This window comes from Bacillus weihaiensis (assembly GCF_001889165.1).
In the GTDB taxonomy this organism is placed as follows: domain Bacteria; phylum Bacillota; class Bacilli; order Bacillales; family Bacillaceae; genus Metabacillus; species Metabacillus weihaiensis.
In genome coordinates this window covers 611,497-629,821 of the sequence record NZ_CP016020.1, presented here as the reverse complement: position 1 = coordinate 629,821, position 18,325 = coordinate 611,497, and the positions used below count along the sequence as shown (strand labels likewise).

At 36.3% G+C, this 18,325-nt stretch carries 20 protein-coding genes and 1 riboswitch; of the genes, 2 read left to right on the top strand and 18 right to left on the bottom strand.

Annotation, left to right across the window (positions count from 1 at the left end; genetic code table 11):
- Nucleotides 1-483: 483 nt before the first annotated feature.
- The 15 genes from A9C19_RS21960 to A9C19_RS02870 all read right to left on the bottom strand — a co-directional run bounded on the left by A9C19_RS21960 (nucleotide 484) and on the right by A9C19_RS02870 (nucleotide 14,583).
- Nucleotides 484-624: a YuzK family famiily protein gene (locus A9C19_RS21960; protein ID WP_199445843.1), complete on the bottom strand. Its 141-nt coding sequence runs from the start codon at nucleotides 622-624 to the stop codon at nucleotides 484-486.
- Between the two features lie 232 nt (nucleotides 625-856).
- The gene (locus A9C19_RS02935; protein ID WP_072578571.1) at nucleotides 857-1,225 is read right to left on the bottom strand and encodes a carboxymuconolactone decarboxylase family protein; all 369 of its coding nucleotides are present in this window, start codon (nucleotides 1,223-1,225) and stop codon (nucleotides 857-859) included.
- 163 nt (nucleotides 1,226-1,388) lie between these two features.
- On the bottom strand, nucleotides 1,389-2,240 hold the full coding sequence (locus A9C19_RS02930) for a MetQ/NlpA family ABC transporter substrate-binding protein (protein WP_072578570.1): 852 nt from the start codon (nucleotides 2,238-2,240) through the stop codon (nucleotides 1,389-1,391).
- A gap of 12 nt (nucleotides 2,241-2,252) precedes the next feature.
- Entirely contained in the window at nucleotides 2,253-2,921 is a 669-nt protein-coding gene (locus A9C19_RS02925; RefSeq protein WP_072578569.1) for a methionine ABC transporter permease, read from the bottom strand.
- Nucleotides 2,914-3,939, bottom strand: coding sequence for a methionine ABC transporter ATP-binding protein (locus tag A9C19_RS02920; RefSeq protein ID WP_072578568.1), 1,026 nt, complete (start codon nucleotides 3,937-3,939; stop codon nucleotides 2,914-2,916). Before A9C19_RS02920 ends, A9C19_RS02925 begins: the two co-directional genes overlap by 8 nt.
- Before the next feature lie 162 nt (nucleotides 3,940-4,101).
- Nucleotides 4,102-4,213, bottom strand: a riboswitch (SAM riboswitch).
- A 443-nt stretch (nucleotides 4,214-4,656) separates the two neighbouring features.
- On the bottom strand, nucleotides 4,657-5,976 hold the full coding sequence (locus A9C19_RS02915; protein ID WP_072578567.1) for an O-acetylhomoserine aminocarboxypropyltransferase/cysteine synthase family protein: 1,320 nt from the start codon (nucleotides 5,974-5,976) through the stop codon (nucleotides 4,657-4,659).
- A gap of 100 nt (nucleotides 5,977-6,076) precedes the next feature.
- Complete coding sequence (locus A9C19_RS02910; RefSeq protein WP_072578566.1) at nucleotides 6,077-6,394, bottom strand: hypothetical protein; 318 nt, start codon at nucleotides 6,392-6,394, stop codon at nucleotides 6,077-6,079.
- Between the two features lie 123 nt (nucleotides 6,395-6,517).
- Nucleotides 6,518-6,817 carry a thioredoxin family protein gene (locus A9C19_RS02905; protein ID WP_072578565.1) on the bottom strand — a complete coding sequence of 100 codons (300 nt, stop codon included), beginning with the start codon at nucleotides 6,815-6,817 and terminating at the stop codon, nucleotides 6,518-6,520.
- Nucleotides 6,818-6,838: 21 nt separating this feature from the next.
- Nucleotides 6,839-7,186, bottom strand: coding sequence for a toprim domain-containing protein (locus A9C19_RS02900; RefSeq protein WP_072578564.1), 348 nt, complete (start codon nucleotides 7,184-7,186; stop codon nucleotides 6,839-6,841).
- 141 nt (nucleotides 7,187-7,327) lie between these two features.
- A complete protein-coding gene (locus tag A9C19_RS02895; protein ID WP_072578563.1) occupies nucleotides 7,328-7,564 on the bottom strand; it encodes a YusG family protein in 237 nt (78 codons plus the stop codon).
- Nucleotides 7,565-7,622: 58 nt separating this feature from the next.
- Complete coding sequence (gene gcvH / locus A9C19_RS02890; protein ID WP_072578562.1) at nucleotides 7,623-8,006, bottom strand: glycine cleavage system protein GcvH; 384 nt, start codon at nucleotides 8,004-8,006, stop codon at nucleotides 7,623-7,625.
- A 247-nt stretch (nucleotides 8,007-8,253) separates the two neighbouring features.
- On the bottom strand, nucleotides 8,254-8,613 hold the full coding sequence (locus A9C19_RS02885; protein ID WP_072581714.1) for an arsenate reductase family protein: 360 nt from the start codon (nucleotides 8,611-8,613) through the stop codon (nucleotides 8,254-8,256).
- Between the two features lie 436 nt (nucleotides 8,614-9,049).
- Nucleotides 9,050-10,834, bottom strand: a complete 1,785-nt coding sequence (locus A9C19_RS02880; protein WP_072578561.1) for an acyl-CoA dehydrogenase family protein — start codon at nucleotides 10,832-10,834, stop codon at nucleotides 9,050-9,052.
- 90 nt (nucleotides 10,835-10,924) lie between these two features.
- Nucleotides 10,925-12,100, bottom strand: a complete 1,176-nt coding sequence (locus A9C19_RS02875; protein ID WP_072578560.1) for an acetyl-CoA C-acetyltransferase — start codon at nucleotides 12,098-12,100, stop codon at nucleotides 10,925-10,927.
- A gap of 98 nt (nucleotides 12,101-12,198) precedes the next feature.
- Complete coding sequence (locus A9C19_RS02870; protein ID WP_072578559.1) at nucleotides 12,199-14,583, bottom strand: 3-hydroxyacyl-CoA dehydrogenase/enoyl-CoA hydratase family protein; 2,385 nt, start codon at nucleotides 14,581-14,583, stop codon at nucleotides 12,199-12,201.
- A 186-nt stretch (nucleotides 14,584-14,769) separates the two neighbouring features.
- Between A9C19_RS02870 and A9C19_RS02865 the strand changes: the two genes are divergently transcribed.
- A complete protein-coding gene (locus tag A9C19_RS02865) occupies nucleotides 14,770-14,925 on the top strand; it encodes a YuzL family protein (RefSeq protein WP_072578558.1) in 156 nt (51 codons plus the stop codon).
- A 45-nt stretch (nucleotides 14,926-14,970) separates the two neighbouring features.
- Here the strand turns inward: A9C19_RS02865 and A9C19_RS02860 are convergent, their stop codons facing one another.
- From A9C19_RS02860 to A9C19_RS02850, 3 genes are all read right to left on the bottom strand, one after another.
- Nucleotides 14,971-15,891 carry a proline dehydrogenase family protein gene (locus A9C19_RS02860; RefSeq protein WP_072578557.1) on the bottom strand — a complete coding sequence of 307 codons (921 nt, stop codon included), beginning with the start codon at nucleotides 15,889-15,891 and terminating at the stop codon, nucleotides 14,971-14,973.
- Nucleotides 15,892-16,281: 390 nt separating this feature from the next.
- Nucleotides 16,282-16,542 (bottom strand): DUF2573 family protein, encoded by a 261-nt coding sequence (locus A9C19_RS02855; protein ID WP_072578556.1) that lies wholly within the window; start codon nucleotides 16,540-16,542, stop codon nucleotides 16,282-16,284.
- 16 nt (nucleotides 16,543-16,558) lie between these two features.
- Nucleotides 16,559-17,317, bottom strand: a complete 759-nt coding sequence (locus tag A9C19_RS02850; protein ID WP_072578555.1) for an IucA/IucC family C-terminal-domain containing protein — start codon at nucleotides 17,315-17,317, stop codon at nucleotides 16,559-16,561.
- Between the two features lie 277 nt (nucleotides 17,318-17,594).
- On the opposite strand from A9C19_RS02850, the gene A9C19_RS02845 reads away from it, so the two are divergent.
- Complete coding sequence (locus A9C19_RS02845) at nucleotides 17,595-18,320, top strand: ZIP family metal transporter (RefSeq protein ID WP_072578554.1); 726 nt, start codon at nucleotides 17,595-17,597, stop codon at nucleotides 18,318-18,320.
- The last annotated feature ends 5 nt before the right edge of the window (nucleotides 18,321-18,325 follow it).

Sequence of the window (18,325 nt, the reverse complement as noted above, 5' to 3'; positions counted from 1 at the left end):
TTTAGTCGATGCTAATAAGCAACGTACACAAAGACAAATACCAAAGACTAAAAATAGGGTCATTTCTTTTCTTTACTTCTTATCTTTTATGTATGCACATGAGAAATTAGCCACTTTCTACTATATAATATAATTCTTCTTGAATCTACCATACCTACTTAGATTATTTTCTACTATGCTAGAAAAAACATTCATTAAAATTCCTGTGCATGGCATTGATTATTTATTAAAATGAAAATTCAGAGTAAAACATCAGTAGATCGCATTTCTCAGTTGCTTCCTATTACTAGACATTTATCACTCTAGGACATTTCATTATAAGGCCTACAAAGTTACGAATCAGGTTATGAAAAAATGAGTTCTTCTTCCACTAATTACTACGTCCGTACAGCTTATCCTTTTAAAAAAGCTGTAGGCAAACTCCAAGTTGAGCTTTCCTACAGCTTTTCCATCATCATTTCCTATATGACTGGGTTACAGCTTCTATTTTACCATTTTTCTCTCAAGTTCAGCATAAATCAATTGACTCTTGCGATAATCTTCTTCACGATTTTTCTCAACGTCCATACGCTTTTCATGCTTCATTGCATATTCAGCATAGCCCATTCCGTGTGTGTGATGCATCGCTTTTTCCATTTCCGTTGTGTACGTTAAATCAAGAATTTCTTGACTTGAGTGGATAATGAATCAATCCTTTCAGCTTATTTATTGTACACAAATAAGCTTAACAAGAAAATTCTACTAACTCAAAGCTCGTTAGATTATCTGACAATGGATATAAGCGGATGACTGACTCACCTATTAATTTACAGAACTATCTTGCACAATTGCTCGAAAATCCTCACTTTTACACACTTTATTGTTTTAATTCGTTTAATTCAACGATGCATTCTTGGACTAAGGTAACTGCCTGACTCATAGCAGCTCCTCCGCCAAATGCAGCTGTTACACCAATTGCCTCTAAGATTTCTTCTTCACTTGCTCCTGTATCTAAGCAGCCTTTAGTGTGATAAATAATACAGTATTCATCTTGGGCATTAATTGCAATTCCTAGCGCAATTAGGTGTTTTTGTTTTTGCGAAAGTGTTCCTTCCATAAAACAAGTTTCTGTGAAGGCATTATAGTGACGTGCAATCTCAGGCATTTTTTGAGTAAACACACCTAAACCACTCTTGTATTCATGTAAAGCAGCTTCAGTAGAATTTCTAGGTTCATGGTATTCCATTCATACACATCTCCATTTCATAACATTATCAATTATAGTATGTATAAATATGATGAATGTATTCGATGATCTTACTTCAAGGTAATTATGAATTTTATAGAGCAAAATACATTTGTAATTAATAGTAAAAAAAGATCTGTTTTCACAGATCTTTTTTAAAACATTATTCGTTTACTGGTAATACAGATCCAGGATATTTTGTATTAATAAACTCTTTAATCTCTTGTGATTTTAATACTTCAACTAATGTTTTAATTTCTTCATTATCTTTATCCTCACTGCGGACAACAATGATATTCGCATATGGATTGTCTTCTCCAGCCTCAAGTGCAACTGCATCTTCTGCTGGATTTAGACCTGCTGCAAGAGCATAGTTACCATTAATAATAACGGCATCACCTTCATTATTTTCAAATGCACTTGCTAACATTTCAGGTGCAACTGAATCAACAATTTCAAGATTTTTTGGATTTTCAATAATATCATCTTTTGTTGCGTTAATTTTTTCTACTTCTGAATCTAATGTAATTAAACCCTTTTCTTGAAGAAGTGCTAAAACTCGACCCATTTCAGCAACATTATTACTCATAATAATCTTCGCACCCTCTGGCAATTCTTCTAATGTTTTATATTCTTTAGAATAGATACCAAAAGGTTCAATATGAATTGCTCCAACATTCTCAAGCTCGAACCCATTTTCTTTAATAGCATTGTCTAGGTAAGGTACATGTTGGAAATAGTTGGCATCAAGATCTCCCTCAGCAAGAGCAGGGTTAATGATCGGATAATCCGAAAACTCTTCAATTTCCAGTTCAATTCCTTTTTCAGCTAAAAGAGGTTTAGCTTCTTCTAAAATTTCAGCGTGAGGTACTGTTGTTGCACCTACTTTAAGTACTTTTGCTTCTTCTTCATTCCCTGCATTATTTTCTTGAGTTGCTTCATTTTCGCCTCCACCACATGCAACAAGTAGTATAGCAAAAACAGTTAATACGATTGATAAAAGATATTTTTTCATTCCGATTTCCTCCTAACGTTTGTCAGTTATTTTTACTAAGATATCACCAATAATTTGGATAATAAACACAATAATTAAGATGAAGATGGTTGCAATAATCGTCACTTCAAAGTTATTACGTTGGAAACCTTCTCTATACGCAAGGTCACCTAACCCTCCAGCACCAACCACACCCGCCATAGCAGTAAAGCCAACTAAAGCAATGGCTGTTACAGTTATGCCAGAAATAAGTGCAGGAAGTGATTCTGGGAATAACACTTTCCACATAATAGTAGAAGTTTTTGCCCCCATTGATTTTGCTGCCTCGATTACCCCTTTATCCACTTCTCTAAGAGCTAACTCAACCATTCTTGCATAGAAAGGTGCTGAGCCGATAATTAAAGCTGGTAAAGCGGCATTTGCACCAAGTATTGAGCCAACCACAATTTTTGTAAAAGGTAAAAGTAAAATAACAAGTATAATGAATGGAATAGACCTAAAAATATTCACAATACCTGATAAAACACTATTGATTAAGCTATTACTCCATATATTTCCCTTTGATGTTAAAAATAATAGTAATCCTAGTATTAAACCGATAATAAATGTAGCTATTACAGAAACACCCGTCATATAGGTTGTTTCATATGTTGCATCCCAAACCTTTTCCCATTTTACTTCAGGTAACAGCTGCTCAAGCATTTGCAATCACCTCAACTTCTACTTGTTGTTCATAAATATAGCTTAACGCTTTATTTACTTCTAGCTCTTCCCCATCAAGATGTATAAATAAATTTCCATATGAACCACTTTGAGTTTGTGATATTTTCCCTTGGAGAATATTGACTTCTATATCGTATTTTCGAATGAGATTTGTCATTAATGGTTGCTCTGCAGCTTCCCCTACAAAGGTCAATTGAATGACTCTACCTTTAGGATAGAGCTCTAATAAATGTCCGACTACTTCATTAGTTTCTTCTGGTTCCGTTACTTGCTTAACGAATCGTTTCGTAATCGGTTGTTTTGGATTTCTAAATACATCTAGTACATTACCTTCCTCTACAACTTCTCCACTTTCCATTACAGCCACACGATGACATATTTTTCGGATAACATGCATTTCATGTGTAATTAACACGATTGTTAAACCAAGTCGTTCGTTAATATCAACTAGTAAATCTAAAATAGAATCAGTAGTTTGTGGATCAAGTGCTGACGTTGCTTCATCACATAACAACACCTTTGGGTTATTTGCTAGAGCTCTTGCAATTCCAACACGTTGTTTTTGCCCACCACTTAATTGAGAAGGATACGCATCCTCTCTTCCTTCTAATCCCACCAATTTAATTAATTCATCAACTCTTGCTTTTCTAGCGGCCTTCCTAACACCTGCAATCTCTAATGGAAACGCAATATTTTCACGGACTGTTCTTGACCAAAGTAAATTAAAGTGTTGGAAGATCATACTAATTTCTTGGCGTGCCTCTCGTAGAGTAGAACCCTTTATTGTTCCGATATCATTTCCTGCAACTTGAATCGTTCCGCTTGTTGGTTTTTCTAATCCGTTTAATAATCGTATTAAAGAGCTTTTCCCCGCACCACTGTAACCGATTATGCCATAGATCTCACCTTTTTGAATCTCGAGGTTAACATTCTGAACAGCATTCACTTTACCTGACTTTGTTTCATAAGTTTTGTTTACATCCTTTAAGAGAATCATCCTGTCACCTTCTTTCTAAATTTCGCTCACTTTTATTTCTCTATATATTCTTTTACTATGTCTGCTACAACTGTTTAAAAGCTAGCTTTTGTAGTAGAAATATGTTTTATAAATAAAAATGCCTTTCTGCATATGAGCAGAAAGGCATAAGGAAAAACCTTTCTCTCATCTTTCAAAGCATACGCTTTGAGTGAATTGGCACCACTTCAACTCTAAGTAAGTTGATGGTTGCCGGGCTTCATAGGGCACTTCCCTCCACCTCTCTTGATAAGAGATAATCAATATATAATGAACGTTCAATACGTTCTTAAGTGAGTTTTGAATACGAGTGTGATTGTATCATGCTAAATCTTTCACTGTCAATTATAATAATTTAAATATTTTTATACTAATTTTACCATGATGGTGGTATTCCAAGTGACTACTAGGTTGTAAACGCAGTCAAATTTATTCTATTTACCCTTTCATTCATTGTATTTTTCTCACAAACCCTCATTGGAATTACAGCTCTTTTTTTTTGCAAAACCAATTAAGTAGGAGGAATGAGGAGAGGAGGCTCAAGTTAACTTTGTGACTGGAGTGCATGGAACGTCGCGGGTTTTACGTTTACCTGAATGAAAAGATAAACGGATGAAAAAAGGCTAACCCAAGGTCTAAAATCAAGCCTTTTGGGTCAGCCCCTTTTATATAGAGAAATTCCTTATTCGTTTATGTTAATTAAGAATGAACGTTTTCAAGGCCTTTCACACCTGTTGCCTTAAAAATAGCTTGATCCAAGTCCTCTACTAAATCATCAATATGCTCGATTCCAACTGAAAGACGAATTAAATCTTCTGTAACGCCAGATTTCTTTAAATCCTCTGTATTCAATTGCTGATGAGTAGTACTTGCGGGATGGATAATTAAACTTTTTGCATCCCCAACGTTTGCGACATGCGACCAAAGCTCAACGTTATTAATAAGTGAAGCTCCTGCATCTCTACCACCTTTAATTCCAAACACAACCACTGATCCAGCACCCTTTGGTAAATATTTCGCAGCAAGCTCTTTCGCTGGGTGTTTCTCGTGCTCAGGGTAAAGAACCCACTCTACAGCTGGATGGCTTTCTAGATATTGAACCATTTTTCTTGCATTCGATACGTGTTCTTTCATTCTCACATGGAGAGTTTCAAGACCTAAATTGAATTGGAAAGAATTATAAGGACTAATTGCTGGACCCAAATCTCTTAGTAATTGAACTCTTGCCTTACTAATATAAGCCACCTCACCTAATGCCTCAGCATAAACTAAATCATGGTAGCTAGGATCTGGTGTCGTAAATCCAGGAAACTTTGGGCTATTCCAATCAAAGTTTCCACCGTCTACAATTACCCCACCAAGAGTGGTGCCGTTTCCTAAAAGCCATTTTGTAGCTGAATGCACAACGATATCAGCTCCATGCTCTATAGGTCTACATAGATACGGCGTAGCAAAGGTGTTATCAATAATGAGAGGAATTCCAGCTTCATGAGCAATGTCAGCTACAGCTTTAATATCGAGAACATCTAAGCTAGGGTTCCCAATTGTCTCAGCAAAAATGGCTTTCGTATTTGGAGTAATCGCAGCTCTGAAATTTTCCGAATTTTTCGGATCTACAAAATGTGTTTTAATTCCATACTTAGGTAAAGTATTAGCAAACAAGTTGTAAGTACCGCCATATAAAGTAGAAGCAGATACTATTTCATCACCTGCTCCAGCTATGTTTAAGATAGAAAGGGTAATCGCTGCCATTCCACTTGCAACAGCTAAACTCCCTATTCCTCCTTCCAACTGTGCTACTCTTTCTTCAAACACAGAAGACGTGGGATTATGAATTCTTGTATAAATGTAACCCGGTTCCTTTAAACCAAATAAATTAGCTGCATGATCTGTATTGTCAAATAGGTAAGCGTTTGACTGGTAAATCGGAACAGATCGTGCTCCTGTCATAGCATCCTTTTTTAACCCTCCGTGAATTGTGACTGTTTCTGGCCGATATTGCTTTTGTTCCATTTTCATTCCTCCCCATCCATGAATAAGAAAAGCCTAAACATACTATTTTCAGTTTTTTCAGACTAATTCTATCTTAATGGAAAGGTTGTCCATTTATCAAGTGAAATTAACATAATCTAATTAAAGAATCGATCTTTAGAAAATGACGGTAAGATCCTTTTATGACAATTTGATTCAATGTTAGTAACTGCTTTAACGTTACTTTATTTTCAAACACGTCATAAATATCATTTTTATCGCCAACTATTTTAATATCTACTTTATTTGGAGTCCCATCTAATTTTTCCACAAATTTTCTTGTTACATGGATATACTCACTTTGTTCATGATGATACTGTAACTCTACAAACAATGATGTTTGTATCATTTCGGTTAAGACATAGTTTTTCTTTTTCAAGCTATCAACAAACAAATTTAGCGACATAAAAAAAAGACCCCCCGATTTAAAGTAGTTTTTACTACTTTCCTTAAAAATCAGAAGAATCCTTTAAAAAGAAGTCGACAGTTTCTGCTTTAAACATATATTTCCCGAGAAATATGTCACATATTAGTGATAAGCTTTTACTAATTCATAAAGATGTGCGACTGATTGAAAGGCATAGACTTTTTCTTTTAGGATTCCATCTTGATAAACAAGCATGCATGGAACACTTTCTATCCCTAAAGCTTTTGCATCTTCTGGAAAATAATTTAAATTCACTTGGTAGATTGTTGTCGAAATTAATTCATCAACTACTGTCAACATTTTCTTTGCCAACTGGCATGTACCACACATCGGGGTATACAAATAGAGCAACATAAGCCCTTTATCGTTTATTAGTAATTTTTTTTCATTCCACTCTTTCATAACTAGCTGATATTTCCCCTTTTATAGATATTTCGCATTAACGTCTATATTGGCACTTAGTAGAACTGATGCTATATGTTGATCAGGTGCAGTTGCAACTTCTCTGTAGGTTTTATCAATATAAAGATGAGATGCTTCTGGAAACTCTCGCTTAAATTGTTTTCTGAGTCGATCGCCTGCATCATCTGAATCAACTAAAATATAAACATCTTTTAAATATAATTCATCAATAAGTTCATCCATTTTTGATAAGCTAATTGTACCGTTTGTACAGATAATTTCAATTTGTTCTGCTAGCACATGTAATACTTTCTTTTTATCTGACTTACCTTCAACAATTATTACTTTTTCAACCTCAACTAACGACATAGCCATCACCTGTTTTTTGAAATAAGAATCTTTCTATACCTTATTCGATTTGTCGAGGTTGTTTCCCTTTATTTTCATGATTTTTGACAAATCTTTATCGTTACATAATAATGGCAAAAAGAGCAGTGGATTTACCACTGCTTAGCACCATCCATTTTCATCATCACAATCAACATATTTTTGATCTTTACCTGTTACAACATCTGCATATTGGTAAAAGCGATTTTGATCAAATTCAAAGCCTTGTTTTAAGTTATATTGGTTTTCTGTAACCATCTGGCCAATTTTCTCTTTTTCAAGATAAAGATTCAATTGTCCATCACCAAATTTCCCTACGACTCTGTCTGTAATATCTAATCGTTGTTTTTGTATAGACATATGGACACCCTCCTTTACCTACTTTTAGGGTGTCCATATTTTTTCATATCATGCTTTATTAGCCTTCATTCGTCATTTCTTCATATTGTTCTGCTGTCATTAATTTTTCAACATCTTCAATGTTTGTTGGTTCTACTACGACCATCCATGCTTTTTCATATGGAGATTCATTCACGAATTCAGGACTATCATCTAAATCACTATTAATTTCAACGACTTTACCGCTGATTGGTGCATAAAGTTCAGAAACAGTTTTTACTGATTCAACGCTACCAAATGGCTCATCAGCTTTAATGTCATCTCCAACTTCAGGTAATTCTACGAATACAATATCACCTAACTCGGATTGAGCGAAATCTGTAATACCAATTCGCACTTTATTGTCTTCAACTTTTACCCATTCGTGCTCTTCTGAATAACGTAATTCCTTCGGTATGTTCATTGTATTGCCTCCTAGTAAGCATAAAGTTTTCATCGTAGTAAATGATGGTTAAATAAGGGCCTATTTTCTTCTATCATCACTTCGGTATGATCCTGTCTCAGGTGTATCTATACTCCAAGCAATGATTTTTTAAAAACGTACACCTATTAACACTACTGTTGTACCAGTTTATAGCAAGTCATGCAACAATTTCTTTTGAATAAACCTATTTCAGTCCTTTAATTTAGGCCATGCAATGGAGAGTAGCTTAAGCTAACCATGCATCCTTAAATTGTTCTTCTTTAAAACCTACTGTTATGTTGTCACTACCAACCGTAATCGGTCTTTTAATTAACATGCCATCAGAAGAGAGCAATTCAAGAATTTCATCCTCGCTCATATCTGGTAGTTTATCTTTCAAACCTAATTGACGATATTTTTGACCACTAGTATTGAAGAATTTCTTAAGATCAAGTCCACTTTTTTTATAAATTGCCGTTAACTCATCTTTACTTGGTGGGTTTTCAACAATATGTATTTCGTTTACATCTTGATTATTTTCTTCTAACCATTTTTTCGCTTTACGGCATGTCCCACATTTTGGATACCAATAGAAGTCTAGAGCCATCATTCTTCACCACCTTTAAGAAACTTTTTTCTCATTTTATCTTATCATAGGTGGATAAACAATCCTACTATCAAGTGTCTTAAGGCCAGATAGACTCTTACTATTGATATCAGAAGCTCCTGTTACTGTTCTAAATATGTTTGTAAATAATTAATGGCAAGTGTCTTTGTTTATAGAATCGGCTCCTTTTAAACGTTTTGGCTATTTATTATGAAATCCCTCACTCTAAACAGAGTGTTTTTTCGACAATAGTTAGAGTATATAAATCGTCCTTTTCCTTCCATTTTAAATTGGTTTATGCCTATAGGGGCTAGACACTTTTTTTGCAAAAGTCAGACTGGTGGAGCATGATGTCGAAGTTAATCCCTTTTTGCATCGCTAAGCAACCAAAAAGGCTGATGGTTAGTCAGCCTCACATTTTTTCTTTATTGATTCCTTAAGATAAATACGCATTCTTCTCAATAATCGCTGCCGCAATTTCTCGTTTTTTCCCAATAACATTAATTGGGGTATGTCTTGTGAATTTGCGAAGAGCAGATATCATCATACGTAAAGAATCTCCTGATTCAATGGATATAAGTGATTCTTTTGCATGTGCTTCAATTTCGTTAAATGCTTCTTGGCAATACACTTGAGTGTATAATAATTTCTGTTGATTTTTCTCTTCTCCAGAATTAGCAATAGCTTTTTCTGTTCGTAGGATTGCAGATTCCATTGCATAAATATTACTTACAATATCAGCAATATTCACTAGCACTTCTTGCTCTTTTTGCAATTCTTTTCCGTACTTTTGAGCTGCCAATCCAGCAATTAAAATACCGATTTTCTTAGCGTTTGTTAGTAAATATTTTTCTTGCTCTAAAGTTCCATCACCTACTTCTTGAGGCATCAGCATCATCAGTTCCTCTTGCAAGCTTTGTGCTTTTTGGAATAACGGAAGCTCACCCTTCATTGCTTTACGAAGATAGGTGCCTGGCACTAACAGGCGATTAATCTCATTTGTTCCTTCGAAGATACGGTTAATACGTGAATCACGATAGATACGCTCTACTTCATACTCTGCCATAAAGCCATAGCCGCCATGAATTTGAACGCCTTCATCCACTACATAATCTAATGTTTCAGAACCGAAGACCTTGTTTAGTGAACACTCTATAGCATATTCAGCGATTGATGCTGCTACTTCTTTTCCATCCTTTATTTCTTCATCTGTTAATTGACTCATTCGATCTTCAAATAAACCAACTGTACGATAGACTGAGCTTTCCATCGCATATGTTTTAGCTGCCATGTTCGCTAATTTTTCTTGGATAAGTGAGAATCGTGAAATTGGTGTTTTAAATTGTTGACGTTGGTTTGCATATTGAACAGATAAGTCGATTACACGCTTTGAACCACCAATTGTTCCAACAGCCAATTTATAACGTCCAATATTAAGAATATTAAATGCAATAACATGACCTTTTCCTAGCTCACCTAAAAGATTTTCTTTCGGCACAAGAGCATCCTCTAAAATTAACGTTCGTGTAGAGGAGCCTTTGATCCCCATTTTCTTTTCTTCTGGACCTGTTGAGACACCTGGATATTCCTTCTCAACGATAAATGCTGAGAAATGCTCACCGTCTACCTTCGCATAGACAACAAACACATCTGCAAAGCCAGAATTTGTGATCCATTGTTTTTCACCGTTTAGTACATAATGAGTGCCTTCTGCATTTAGTTTTGCTGTCGCTCTAGCTCCTAGTGCATCAGATCCTGAGTTCGGCTCAGTTAGGGCATAAGCTGCTAACAATTCCCCTGACGCTAGGCCTGGTAAGTATTTTTGTTTTTGCTCTTCATTGCCGAATAATACAATTGGTAATGATCCAATTCCTACATGGGCACCGAAAGATAAGGAGAAGCTACCACCACGGGAAATCTTCTCGGTAATAAGTGCGGAACTGATTTTATCTAAACCAAATCCACCATATTCTTCTGGAACGTCTGCTCCTAATAATCCTAGTTCACCTGCTTGCTTTAATAGCTTTACAGACTTATCAAATTGATGATTTTCAATATCCTCTAAGTGAGGTAATACTTCATTTACGACAAAATCCTCCGTCGTTTTTGCAATCATTTTGTGTTCGTCAGTGAAATCCTCAGGTGTGAAGATTTGTTCATATGTTACATCCTCTATTAAAAAACTACCGCCTTTGATTACTGAATCAGTTGTTTTAGACATGTTATTTCCCCCATTATCAATTAGTTTAGAAGCCTAACCCCTTGGAATACTGCCTACTAGTAGAATCGTAGACTTTAATAAAGATAAATACTAAATTAATTCAAATACCCCAGCAGCACCCATTCCGCCACCAATACACATTGTCACAACTCCAAATTGCTCATTACGACGCTTCATTTCGTGAATCAGCGATAATGTTAGCTTTGCTCCTGAACAGCCTAGTGGATGCCCTAGTGCGATGGCTCCTCCATTTACATTTACCTTTTCCTCATCTAATCCTAGCTCACGGATAACTTGAATAGACTGTGATGCAAAGGCTTCATTTAATTCAAATAGTCCAATATCTGATAGCTCTAGACCAGCATATTTAAGTGCTAATGGAACTGCAGCCACGGGACCAACCCCCATGATTTCTGGTGGGACACCGGCAACTGCAAAGGATCTGAATTTAACCATTGGTTGGTAGCCTAGAGATTCTGCTTTATCACGGTCCATTAGCAAAACAGCAGCAGCCCCATCACTTGTTTGTGAAGAATTTCCAGCCGTAACGGATCCTCTTACATTGAAAGCAGGTTTTAACTTGCTAAGAATTTCAGAAGTTGTGTTTGCACGTACTCCCTCATCTTGACTAAACTGAACCATTTTCTCTGACAGCTTATGATCTGCTCCTACTGTTCGCAAAGCGACGTCAACTGGTACAATTTCTTCACTGAACTTCCCTTCTTTAATAGCGTTTGCAGCTCTTTGATGACTACGAACCGCAAACTCATCTTGCTCTTGGCGGGAAATACCATATTTTTCAGCAACCTTTTCAGCCGTATGACCCATTCCCATATAATATTCTGGTGCTTCTTCTGCAAGTCGTGCATTTGGACGAACCGTGTGCCCCATCATTGGAACAAGACTCATTGATTCAGCTCCACCAGCGATAGCAGTATCTGTCTGCCCTAACATAATTTTTTCTGCACCGTATGCAATACTTTGTAATCCTGAAGAGCAGTATCGATTAATTGTGATAGCTGGTACAGTATGGGGTAGCCCTGCTAATGCACCGATATTTCTTGCCATATTTAAACCTTGCTCAGCCTCAGGCATTGCACATCCCATAATAAGATCATCAATATTCCCTTCGTAATTTCCTGCGCGTTTTAATGTTTCTTTTACGACTAATGCACCAAGATCATCTGGTCGAACATGTGCAAGCGTTCCTTTTTTCGCTCTTCCAACAGGTGTTCTTGCGCCTGCTACTATGACTGCTTCTCGCATATTTACCCCTCCCAATCCTTTAACAATTGATTTATGTTGTTACAAAAGCTCTTGTGTAAAAAAAGTATTCCTAACGTGAAAGCATTACCACTAAGCTATTAGTTTCTTAGTGGTTTTCCTTTTACAAGCATATGCTGCATTCTTTGTTGAGACTTCCCTTCAGCTACTAAGCTCAAAAATGCTTGTTTTTCTAAATCTAATAAATATTGTTCATCTACCTCTGTTCCAAACGGAACCTTTCCTCCTGCTATTACATACGCAAGCTTTCTAGCAATTTTTAAATCATGCTCAGAAATATAACCAGAAAGGAACATAGATTGTGCCCCAAGTAAAAGGGTTGCATATCCAGTTTCCCCTACAACTGGTACCTTCTTTCTAACTGGTGGTTGATACCCACCATCATATAGTTCAATCACTCGTTGTTTCGCATCAAATAAGAGGTGATCTCCATTTATACTAATTCGGTCATGATCATTTAAGAATTGGTTTGCTCTAGCCTCTGCTCCTGAAGTTGATACCTTTGCCATTGCAATCGTTTCGAACACTTTGTTCGCTACAGATTGAAGATCAAATTCAGCGCCTTTAGGCATATTATTTAACTGTTTGATGTAAAGCTCTTTATTACCGCCACCACCTGGAATAAGACCTACACCAACTTCAACAAGACCCATATACGTTTCACTCGAGGCTTGAATACTGCTAGCAGGTAAACATATTTCTGCTCCACCGCCAAGTGTCATCCCAAACGGAGCAGCTACAACAGGTTTTTTGCTGTATTTTAATTTCATCATGGCTTGCTGGAAATGCTGAACAACCATCTCAATTTCAAAAATATTATCATCTTGAGCTTCCATCAAGATCATGCCAAGATTGGCTCCAACACAGAAGTTCTTTCCTTGATTTCCTATAACAAGACCCTTGAAGTTCTTTTCCACTTCATCTATAGCAAAATTAATCATTTGCACGATATCAAGACCAATTGCATTGCTTTGAGAATGGAATTCTAGCAATGCAACACCGTCACCTAAATCAATGAAGCTTGCACCGCTATTCTTTTTTAACACACCGTGAATTTCTTTGTAATTCTTCAAGTTAATCACTTTAGGATTTTGATGTAATTGGCGGTATTCCCCATTATGGTAGAAGAAACGGACACCATTTTCGTTTAAGTAGAACGTTTCATGACCTTTAGCTAGCATCTCTGTTACCCAGGTAGGTACTTCCATACCCCTTTTTTGTATGAGTTCTACAGATTTCTTCACTCCGATTGCATCCCATAATTCAAAAGGACCCATTTCCCATCCAAATCCCCACTTCATCGCTTGGTCAATCGCCACGATATCGTCTGCAATTTCCCCAAATAGCTGTGCGGAATATACAAGAGTCGGAAGCGTAATCCCTCTTAGCAATTCACCCGCGCGATCCTCTGCATAAATAAGCGCTTTCAATTTGTTTGATAAGCCTTTTGCCTGTTTTGCTAATTCAATAGACGACGCCTTTAATTTCTTCCTTTCTTGGTATTCAAAGGTTTCGGGATTCAGTTCAAGGATAGCTTTTCCCTCTTTTTTAAAGAAGCCTTGCCCACTCTTACTTCCCAACCATCCATTATCAAGCATTTTCTGCATAAAGGCTGGAATCTCAAATACTTCTTTTTCGCTTCCATCTACTTGGTCATATACATTTTTCGCTACATGTGCAAATGTATCGAGTCCAACCACATCTAATGTGCGAAACGTTGCACTTTTAGGTCGACCGATTAATGGTCCTGTGACAGAATCGACTTCTCCAACACTGTATTCACCTTTGATCATTTCTTGTACCGTAACAAGTAGACCGTAGGTACCAATGCGATTTGCAATAAAGTTAGGTGTATCCTTCGCTTCTACAACACCTTTTCCCAAAACATCTTCACCGAACTGCTTCATAAAGGCTAAGACTTCTTTATCAGTATCCTTAGTCGGAATCACTTCTAATAGTTTTAAATAGCGTGGAGGGTTAAAAAAATGTGTTCCTAAAAAGTGTTTTCTAAAATCCTCTGAACGCCCTTCAGCCATTGCTTCTACAGATATCCCTGATGTATTTGAGCTTATGATACTCCCTAATTTTCTATATTGATCAACTTGAGAAAAAACTTTATGTTTAACAGCTAAGTTTTCGACTACAACTTCTATAACCCAGTCGACCTCTTGTAATTTCTCCATATCATCTTCAAAGTTTCCTACTGTAATTCTCTCTACGTTTGATTTATCAGTTAGTGGGGCTGGTTTTTGCTTGAAAAGCTTTTGAACCGCTGTTTGTGCAATTCGATTCCTTACTGCCTGATCATCTAACGTTAACCCCTTCTTTTTCTCATCTTCATTCAATTCTCGTGGCACAATATCTAAAAGTAAAACCGGAATACCGATGTTTGCTAAATGTGCTGCAATTCCTGATCCCATAACACCTGAACCTAATACAGCAGCTCTCTTAATTTGCTGGAACATACATCTTCCCCCTTATTTTGAATGAATACTCATTCATTTTTCTCCCAAAAAAAATGAACCTTGCGAATGAGTTCCTCTATCTATAATATAAAAGATTTCGAAAATTTCTTCAATAACTTTATTGTTTTTTTTCATAAATAATCCTATTACTCGTTGGAAAAGCTATATTTCTAGGGGGTGAGCTTAATGGCACGCTTAAAAAAATCTCCATCAAAAGCAGGTGTTAGCGCAGCAAGCGTGAAAGGAAATGCAGGTCCTACTAACGAAAAAGCTGGCGGAGGAAAACGTACTAGCCAAAACCAACAGTATAAGCAACACAATATGGGATCTGACGATTTGTAAGTCTTGACTTCTTAGGGGATGACCATTACCATCCCCTCTCTTTCATTACTTACGAAACATCCCCTTTACCACGAAAGAAACATTAGCAGGTCTCTCTGCCATCCTTCTCATGAAATACCCGTACCAATCCGTCCCATATGGTACATAAATTCTAACCTGATACCCTTCCTTTACTAATTGAAGCTGTTTTTCAGGTCTAATTCCATACAGCATTTGAAATTCATATTGCTCTCTTGGTATCTGATATTGATTCACTATTTGCTTCGTAAAATCAATAATGTGATCATCGTGTGTAGCCACTGCAGTAAAATTCCCATTAATCATATGCATCATAATAATATGTTTGAAATTCTCATCTACCTCTGCTTTATCAGGGAAAGCTACTTTTGCTGATTCCTTATATGCACCTTTGACTAGTCGTAGAGGTGCTTGATAAGGATTGAGGTCATCTATATCGTAGACTGATCTGTACAAATAGGCCTGTAGGACAGTACCGACGTGATGAGGGAACTCTTCCTTTAGCTTTTTAAAAATAGTTAATGTTTTTTCACATCTAGAATGATCTTCCATATCAATTGTGACAAACACATCACATATTTCCGCTTCCCGAAGGATCCGCCTCATATTTTCTACCACTACTTCGTCCGAGATATCTAATCCTAGAGACGTTAATTTTACAGAAATTTGTGAATGCACTCCTTCTTTACCAATTTCATAAATAGAATCAATGCATTGATTTGTTTTATTGATCGCTTCTTTTTCATTATGAATAAACTCACCTAGATGATCTAAAGTAACCTCTAGGCCTTTCTCATTTAAGCCTCTTATGACCTTCACTGCTTCTTCAATCGTTTCTCCCGCAACAAATCTTGAAGCACCTAATTTATGTCCATACTTATTAGCAAAATTAGTCATAAATTTATTTCTGGATAAAAACATAAAAGAGTTTCTAACGATTCGATCCACATAAAACCCTCCCTATCCGTTTTTATACCGTCACACCTTTCATTTAAAAGCATGAATATGATTTTGTTTCTTATTAGACTTTATTCAATTCTTTTATACTATATGTGGACCAATGCGTATCTGTTAAGAATCAGCCTTCTTAATAGCAGATGTAAAAGCTAGGTAAAAACGTAGAATTCGGTTAAGAAGAATACAACTGGACTTACAAAAGATGCGTGCCCACACCACAATCAGACATAACCACCGACTGTTCTCATGAAGACACATGTATGTTACGTATATGCTGTCGTGAAATTTACTTACCATCAAGAAACTAACCTATTTGCTAAATAAAAAGACTGAAGAGAAGCCCGATTAGTATCGAGTTTTTCTTCAGTCTTTGGGTGGTGATCAGTCTTCCTCTTTTTTCATAGTACGTCGGTGAGTTTCATTCAACTCTTTTATTTCATTAATGATTCGTTTCAACTCTTCTTTATCATCTGGGTATGTACTATTCCAATGCTTAGCTAATGCAGGCATTGATTTTGAAATATGTGTGTATAAAGCCCACATTTTTACTTTATCTTTTAAGTCCTCTGATGAATCTCCCAAAAGAAGTTCTGTATACTTCTCTAGTAACCCATCCATTTTCCTATGAAGTTCATTTTCCATGAAACAAGCTCCTTTATTAGTTGTTGTTTGGTTTATTACATTCTATTGGACATGTTTTACAACGATCACCATTCTTTGATGTGAAATAGAACAAACAACATGTTGACCTTTTTCTAACATTTTCAACTTTTTCTACAAAAAACCGTGATAATGGATTTGTTCCTTTCCATCCAAAAAGCTCGGGAGGTGCGTCTAATACAACATATTGAAAGTCACTATTTATGATCGCTCGCTCGTCTTCATTTAATTCTTGCTGTAACAAGGTCTCATACATCCAAAAAATATATATCGCTGTATTTTCCCAGAGAATCGTCTTTGACATTTTCGTCTCCTTTGCTACTGCGGAAATGATAGGAGAGATATGCCCTTTAAATAAAGTTTCAACCAGTGTCTGTCTCCACTGATCTCTATTGCTACCATCTGGAATTGTTACGGTTAAATCCTTTAAATATACATGTGGCAGCCATATTGGATCATTTTCATTATGAAGCAGTGAGACATTTTCCATGCTGCAATTTAAGCCCTTATTATAAGCACTCATTGAATACAAGATAAGCGCAGCGACAAATGCATATCTCTTCATGAACATAGATCCAATTACTTGCTTCCTCGATGTATTTAATTTTCTTTGAATATTTTTATCATGAATAAGAACCCTTAATTTCTCTGGTTCTAATAAATCAAGGCAGTTCATAGCTAAGTGAGCCGTGGTATTTTCACAGCTTAAGCGAAACTTCTTTAGTTGTTCGAATTCACTTTGTGTTAAATTAACCATCATGTCTCAACCTTTTTAATAAAGTTTTACTAACACTATAATCAAGAAGCTCTTATCTTGTGTCTTAGAATTAGCATATTGGGATTGGAAATAACAGCATAACGTGCATTTTTCTCTACGTTCTTATATAGTATCAAAAAAATAATGATTTTGAAAATCATTTTCAATTACAAGTCGAATTTGTACTTCTGTTGTAAGATTTTACTTCCCTTGTTTTTTCTATCCCGTATATGGGAAATATAGAAAGGAAGAATGTAACGAATAGGGGATGAATGGCTTGTTTCAGGCAGGGTTATGGGGGGCATTTGCTGGCTCTTCGATCTTATTAGGAGCTTTAATCGGTCTTTATATGAATTTACCAAAAAAAATCACAGGACTCATCATGTCCTTTGGAACAGGCGTATTAATAGGGGCAGCTTCATTTGAACTTCTATCTGAAGCTGTAAACGAAGGGGGAATAATGGCCACGTCCATTGGCTTTCTATCTGGTTCTCTTGTCTTTACTTTATCTGAATTCATCCTCACAAAAAAAGGGGCAAGCGATCGGAAAAGATCAAAAAAAAGAGAGCAGAATTCCTCAGGACTATCTATATTTATCGGAACTGTTATAGATGCAATACCAGAATCAGTCATAATCGGAGTCAGTTTATTGACACAGGGAACAGTGAGCTATTTAATGGTCATTGCTGTTTTTATTAGTAACTTTCCTGAAGGACTTTCTAGTACAGTTGGTCTTAAGAAAGATGGCTATGCAAAGAAGAAAATTCTGTATATGTGGACGATTGTCGTTTGTTTGTCAGCTCTTAGCTCACTTCTTGGCTATCTATTCTTAAAAAATGCTTCTGAAGCCATCATATCGTCTATTTCTGCATTTGCTGCTGGTGGAATTATAGCAATGGTTGCCTCCACCATGATGCCAGAGGCTTTTGAAGAAGGTGGTGCAAGTGTTGGACTGATTGCTTCTCTTGGCCTACTTGCCTCGCTTTTTCTATCCCATTATTAGTATAT

Excerpts from the sequence above, each read along its gene's own strand:
- A9C19_RS02915 (WP_072578567.1), bottom strand. The coding sequence starts at position 5,976 with ATGAAAATGGAACAAAAGCAATATCGGCCAGAAACAGTCACAATTCAC.
- A9C19_RS02895 (WP_072578563.1), bottom strand. The coding sequence starts at position 7,564 with ATGTCTATACAAAAACAACGATTAGATATTACAGACAGAGTCGTAGGG.
- A9C19_RS02920 (WP_072578568.1), bottom strand. The coding sequence starts at position 3,939 with ATGATTCTCTTAAAGGATGTAAACAAAACTTATGAAACAAAGTCAGGT.
- A9C19_RS02855 (WP_072578556.1), bottom strand. The coding sequence starts at position 16,542 with ATGGAAAATGAACTTCATAGGAAAATGGATGGGTTACTAGAGAAGTAT.
- A9C19_RS02905 (WP_072578565.1), bottom strand. The coding sequence starts at position 6,817 with ATGAAAGAGTGGAATGAAAAAAAATTACTAATAAACGATAAAGGGCTT.
- A9C19_RS02930 (WP_072578570.1), bottom strand. The coding sequence starts at position 2,240 with ATGAAAAAATATCTTTTATCAATCGTATTAACTGTTTTTGCTATACTA.
- A9C19_RS02850 (WP_072578555.1), bottom strand. The coding sequence starts at position 17,317 with ATGGTTAATTTAACACAAAGTGAATTCGAACAACTAAAGAAGTTTCGC.
- A9C19_RS21960 (WP_199445843.1), bottom strand. The coding sequence starts at position 624 with ATGCATCACACACACGGAATGGGCTATGCTGAATATGCAATGAAGCAT.
- A9C19_RS02885 (WP_072581714.1), bottom strand. The coding sequence starts at position 8,613 with ATGGCTCTAGACTTCTATTGGTATCCAAAATGTGGGACATGCCGTAAA.
- A9C19_RS02880 (WP_072578561.1), bottom strand. The coding sequence starts at position 10,834 with ATGTCTAAAACAACTGATTCAGTAATCAAAGGCGGTAGTTTTTTAATA.
- A9C19_RS02875 (WP_072578560.1), bottom strand. The coding sequence starts at position 12,100 with ATGCGAGAAGCAGTCATAGTAGCAGGCGCAAGAACACCTGTTGGAAGA.
- A9C19_RS02925 (WP_072578569.1), bottom strand. The coding sequence starts at position 2,921 with ATGCTTGAGCAGCTGTTACCTGAAGTAAAATGGGAAAAGGTTTGGGAT.
- A9C19_RS02935 (WP_072578571.1), bottom strand. The coding sequence starts at position 1,225 with ATGGAATACCATGAACCTAGAAATTCTACTGAAGCTGCTTTACATGAA.
- gcvH (WP_072578562.1), bottom strand. The coding sequence starts at position 8,006 with ATGAACATACCGAAGGAATTACGTTATTCAGAAGAGCACGAATGGGTA.
- A9C19_RS02870 (WP_072578559.1), bottom strand. The coding sequence starts at position 14,583 with ATGTTCCAGCAAATTAAGAGAGCTGCTGTATTAGGTTCAGGTGTTATG.
- A9C19_RS02910 (WP_072578566.1), bottom strand. The coding sequence starts at position 6,394 with ATGTCGCTAAATTTGTTTGTTGATAGCTTGAAAAAGAAAAACTATGTC.
- A9C19_RS02900 (WP_072578564.1), bottom strand. The coding sequence starts at position 7,186 with ATGTCGTTAGTTGAGGTTGAAAAAGTAATAATTGTTGAAGGTAAGTCA.
- A9C19_RS02865 (WP_072578558.1), top strand. The coding sequence starts at position 14,770 with ATGGCACGCTTAAAAAAATCTCCATCAAAAGCAGGTGTTAGCGCAGCA.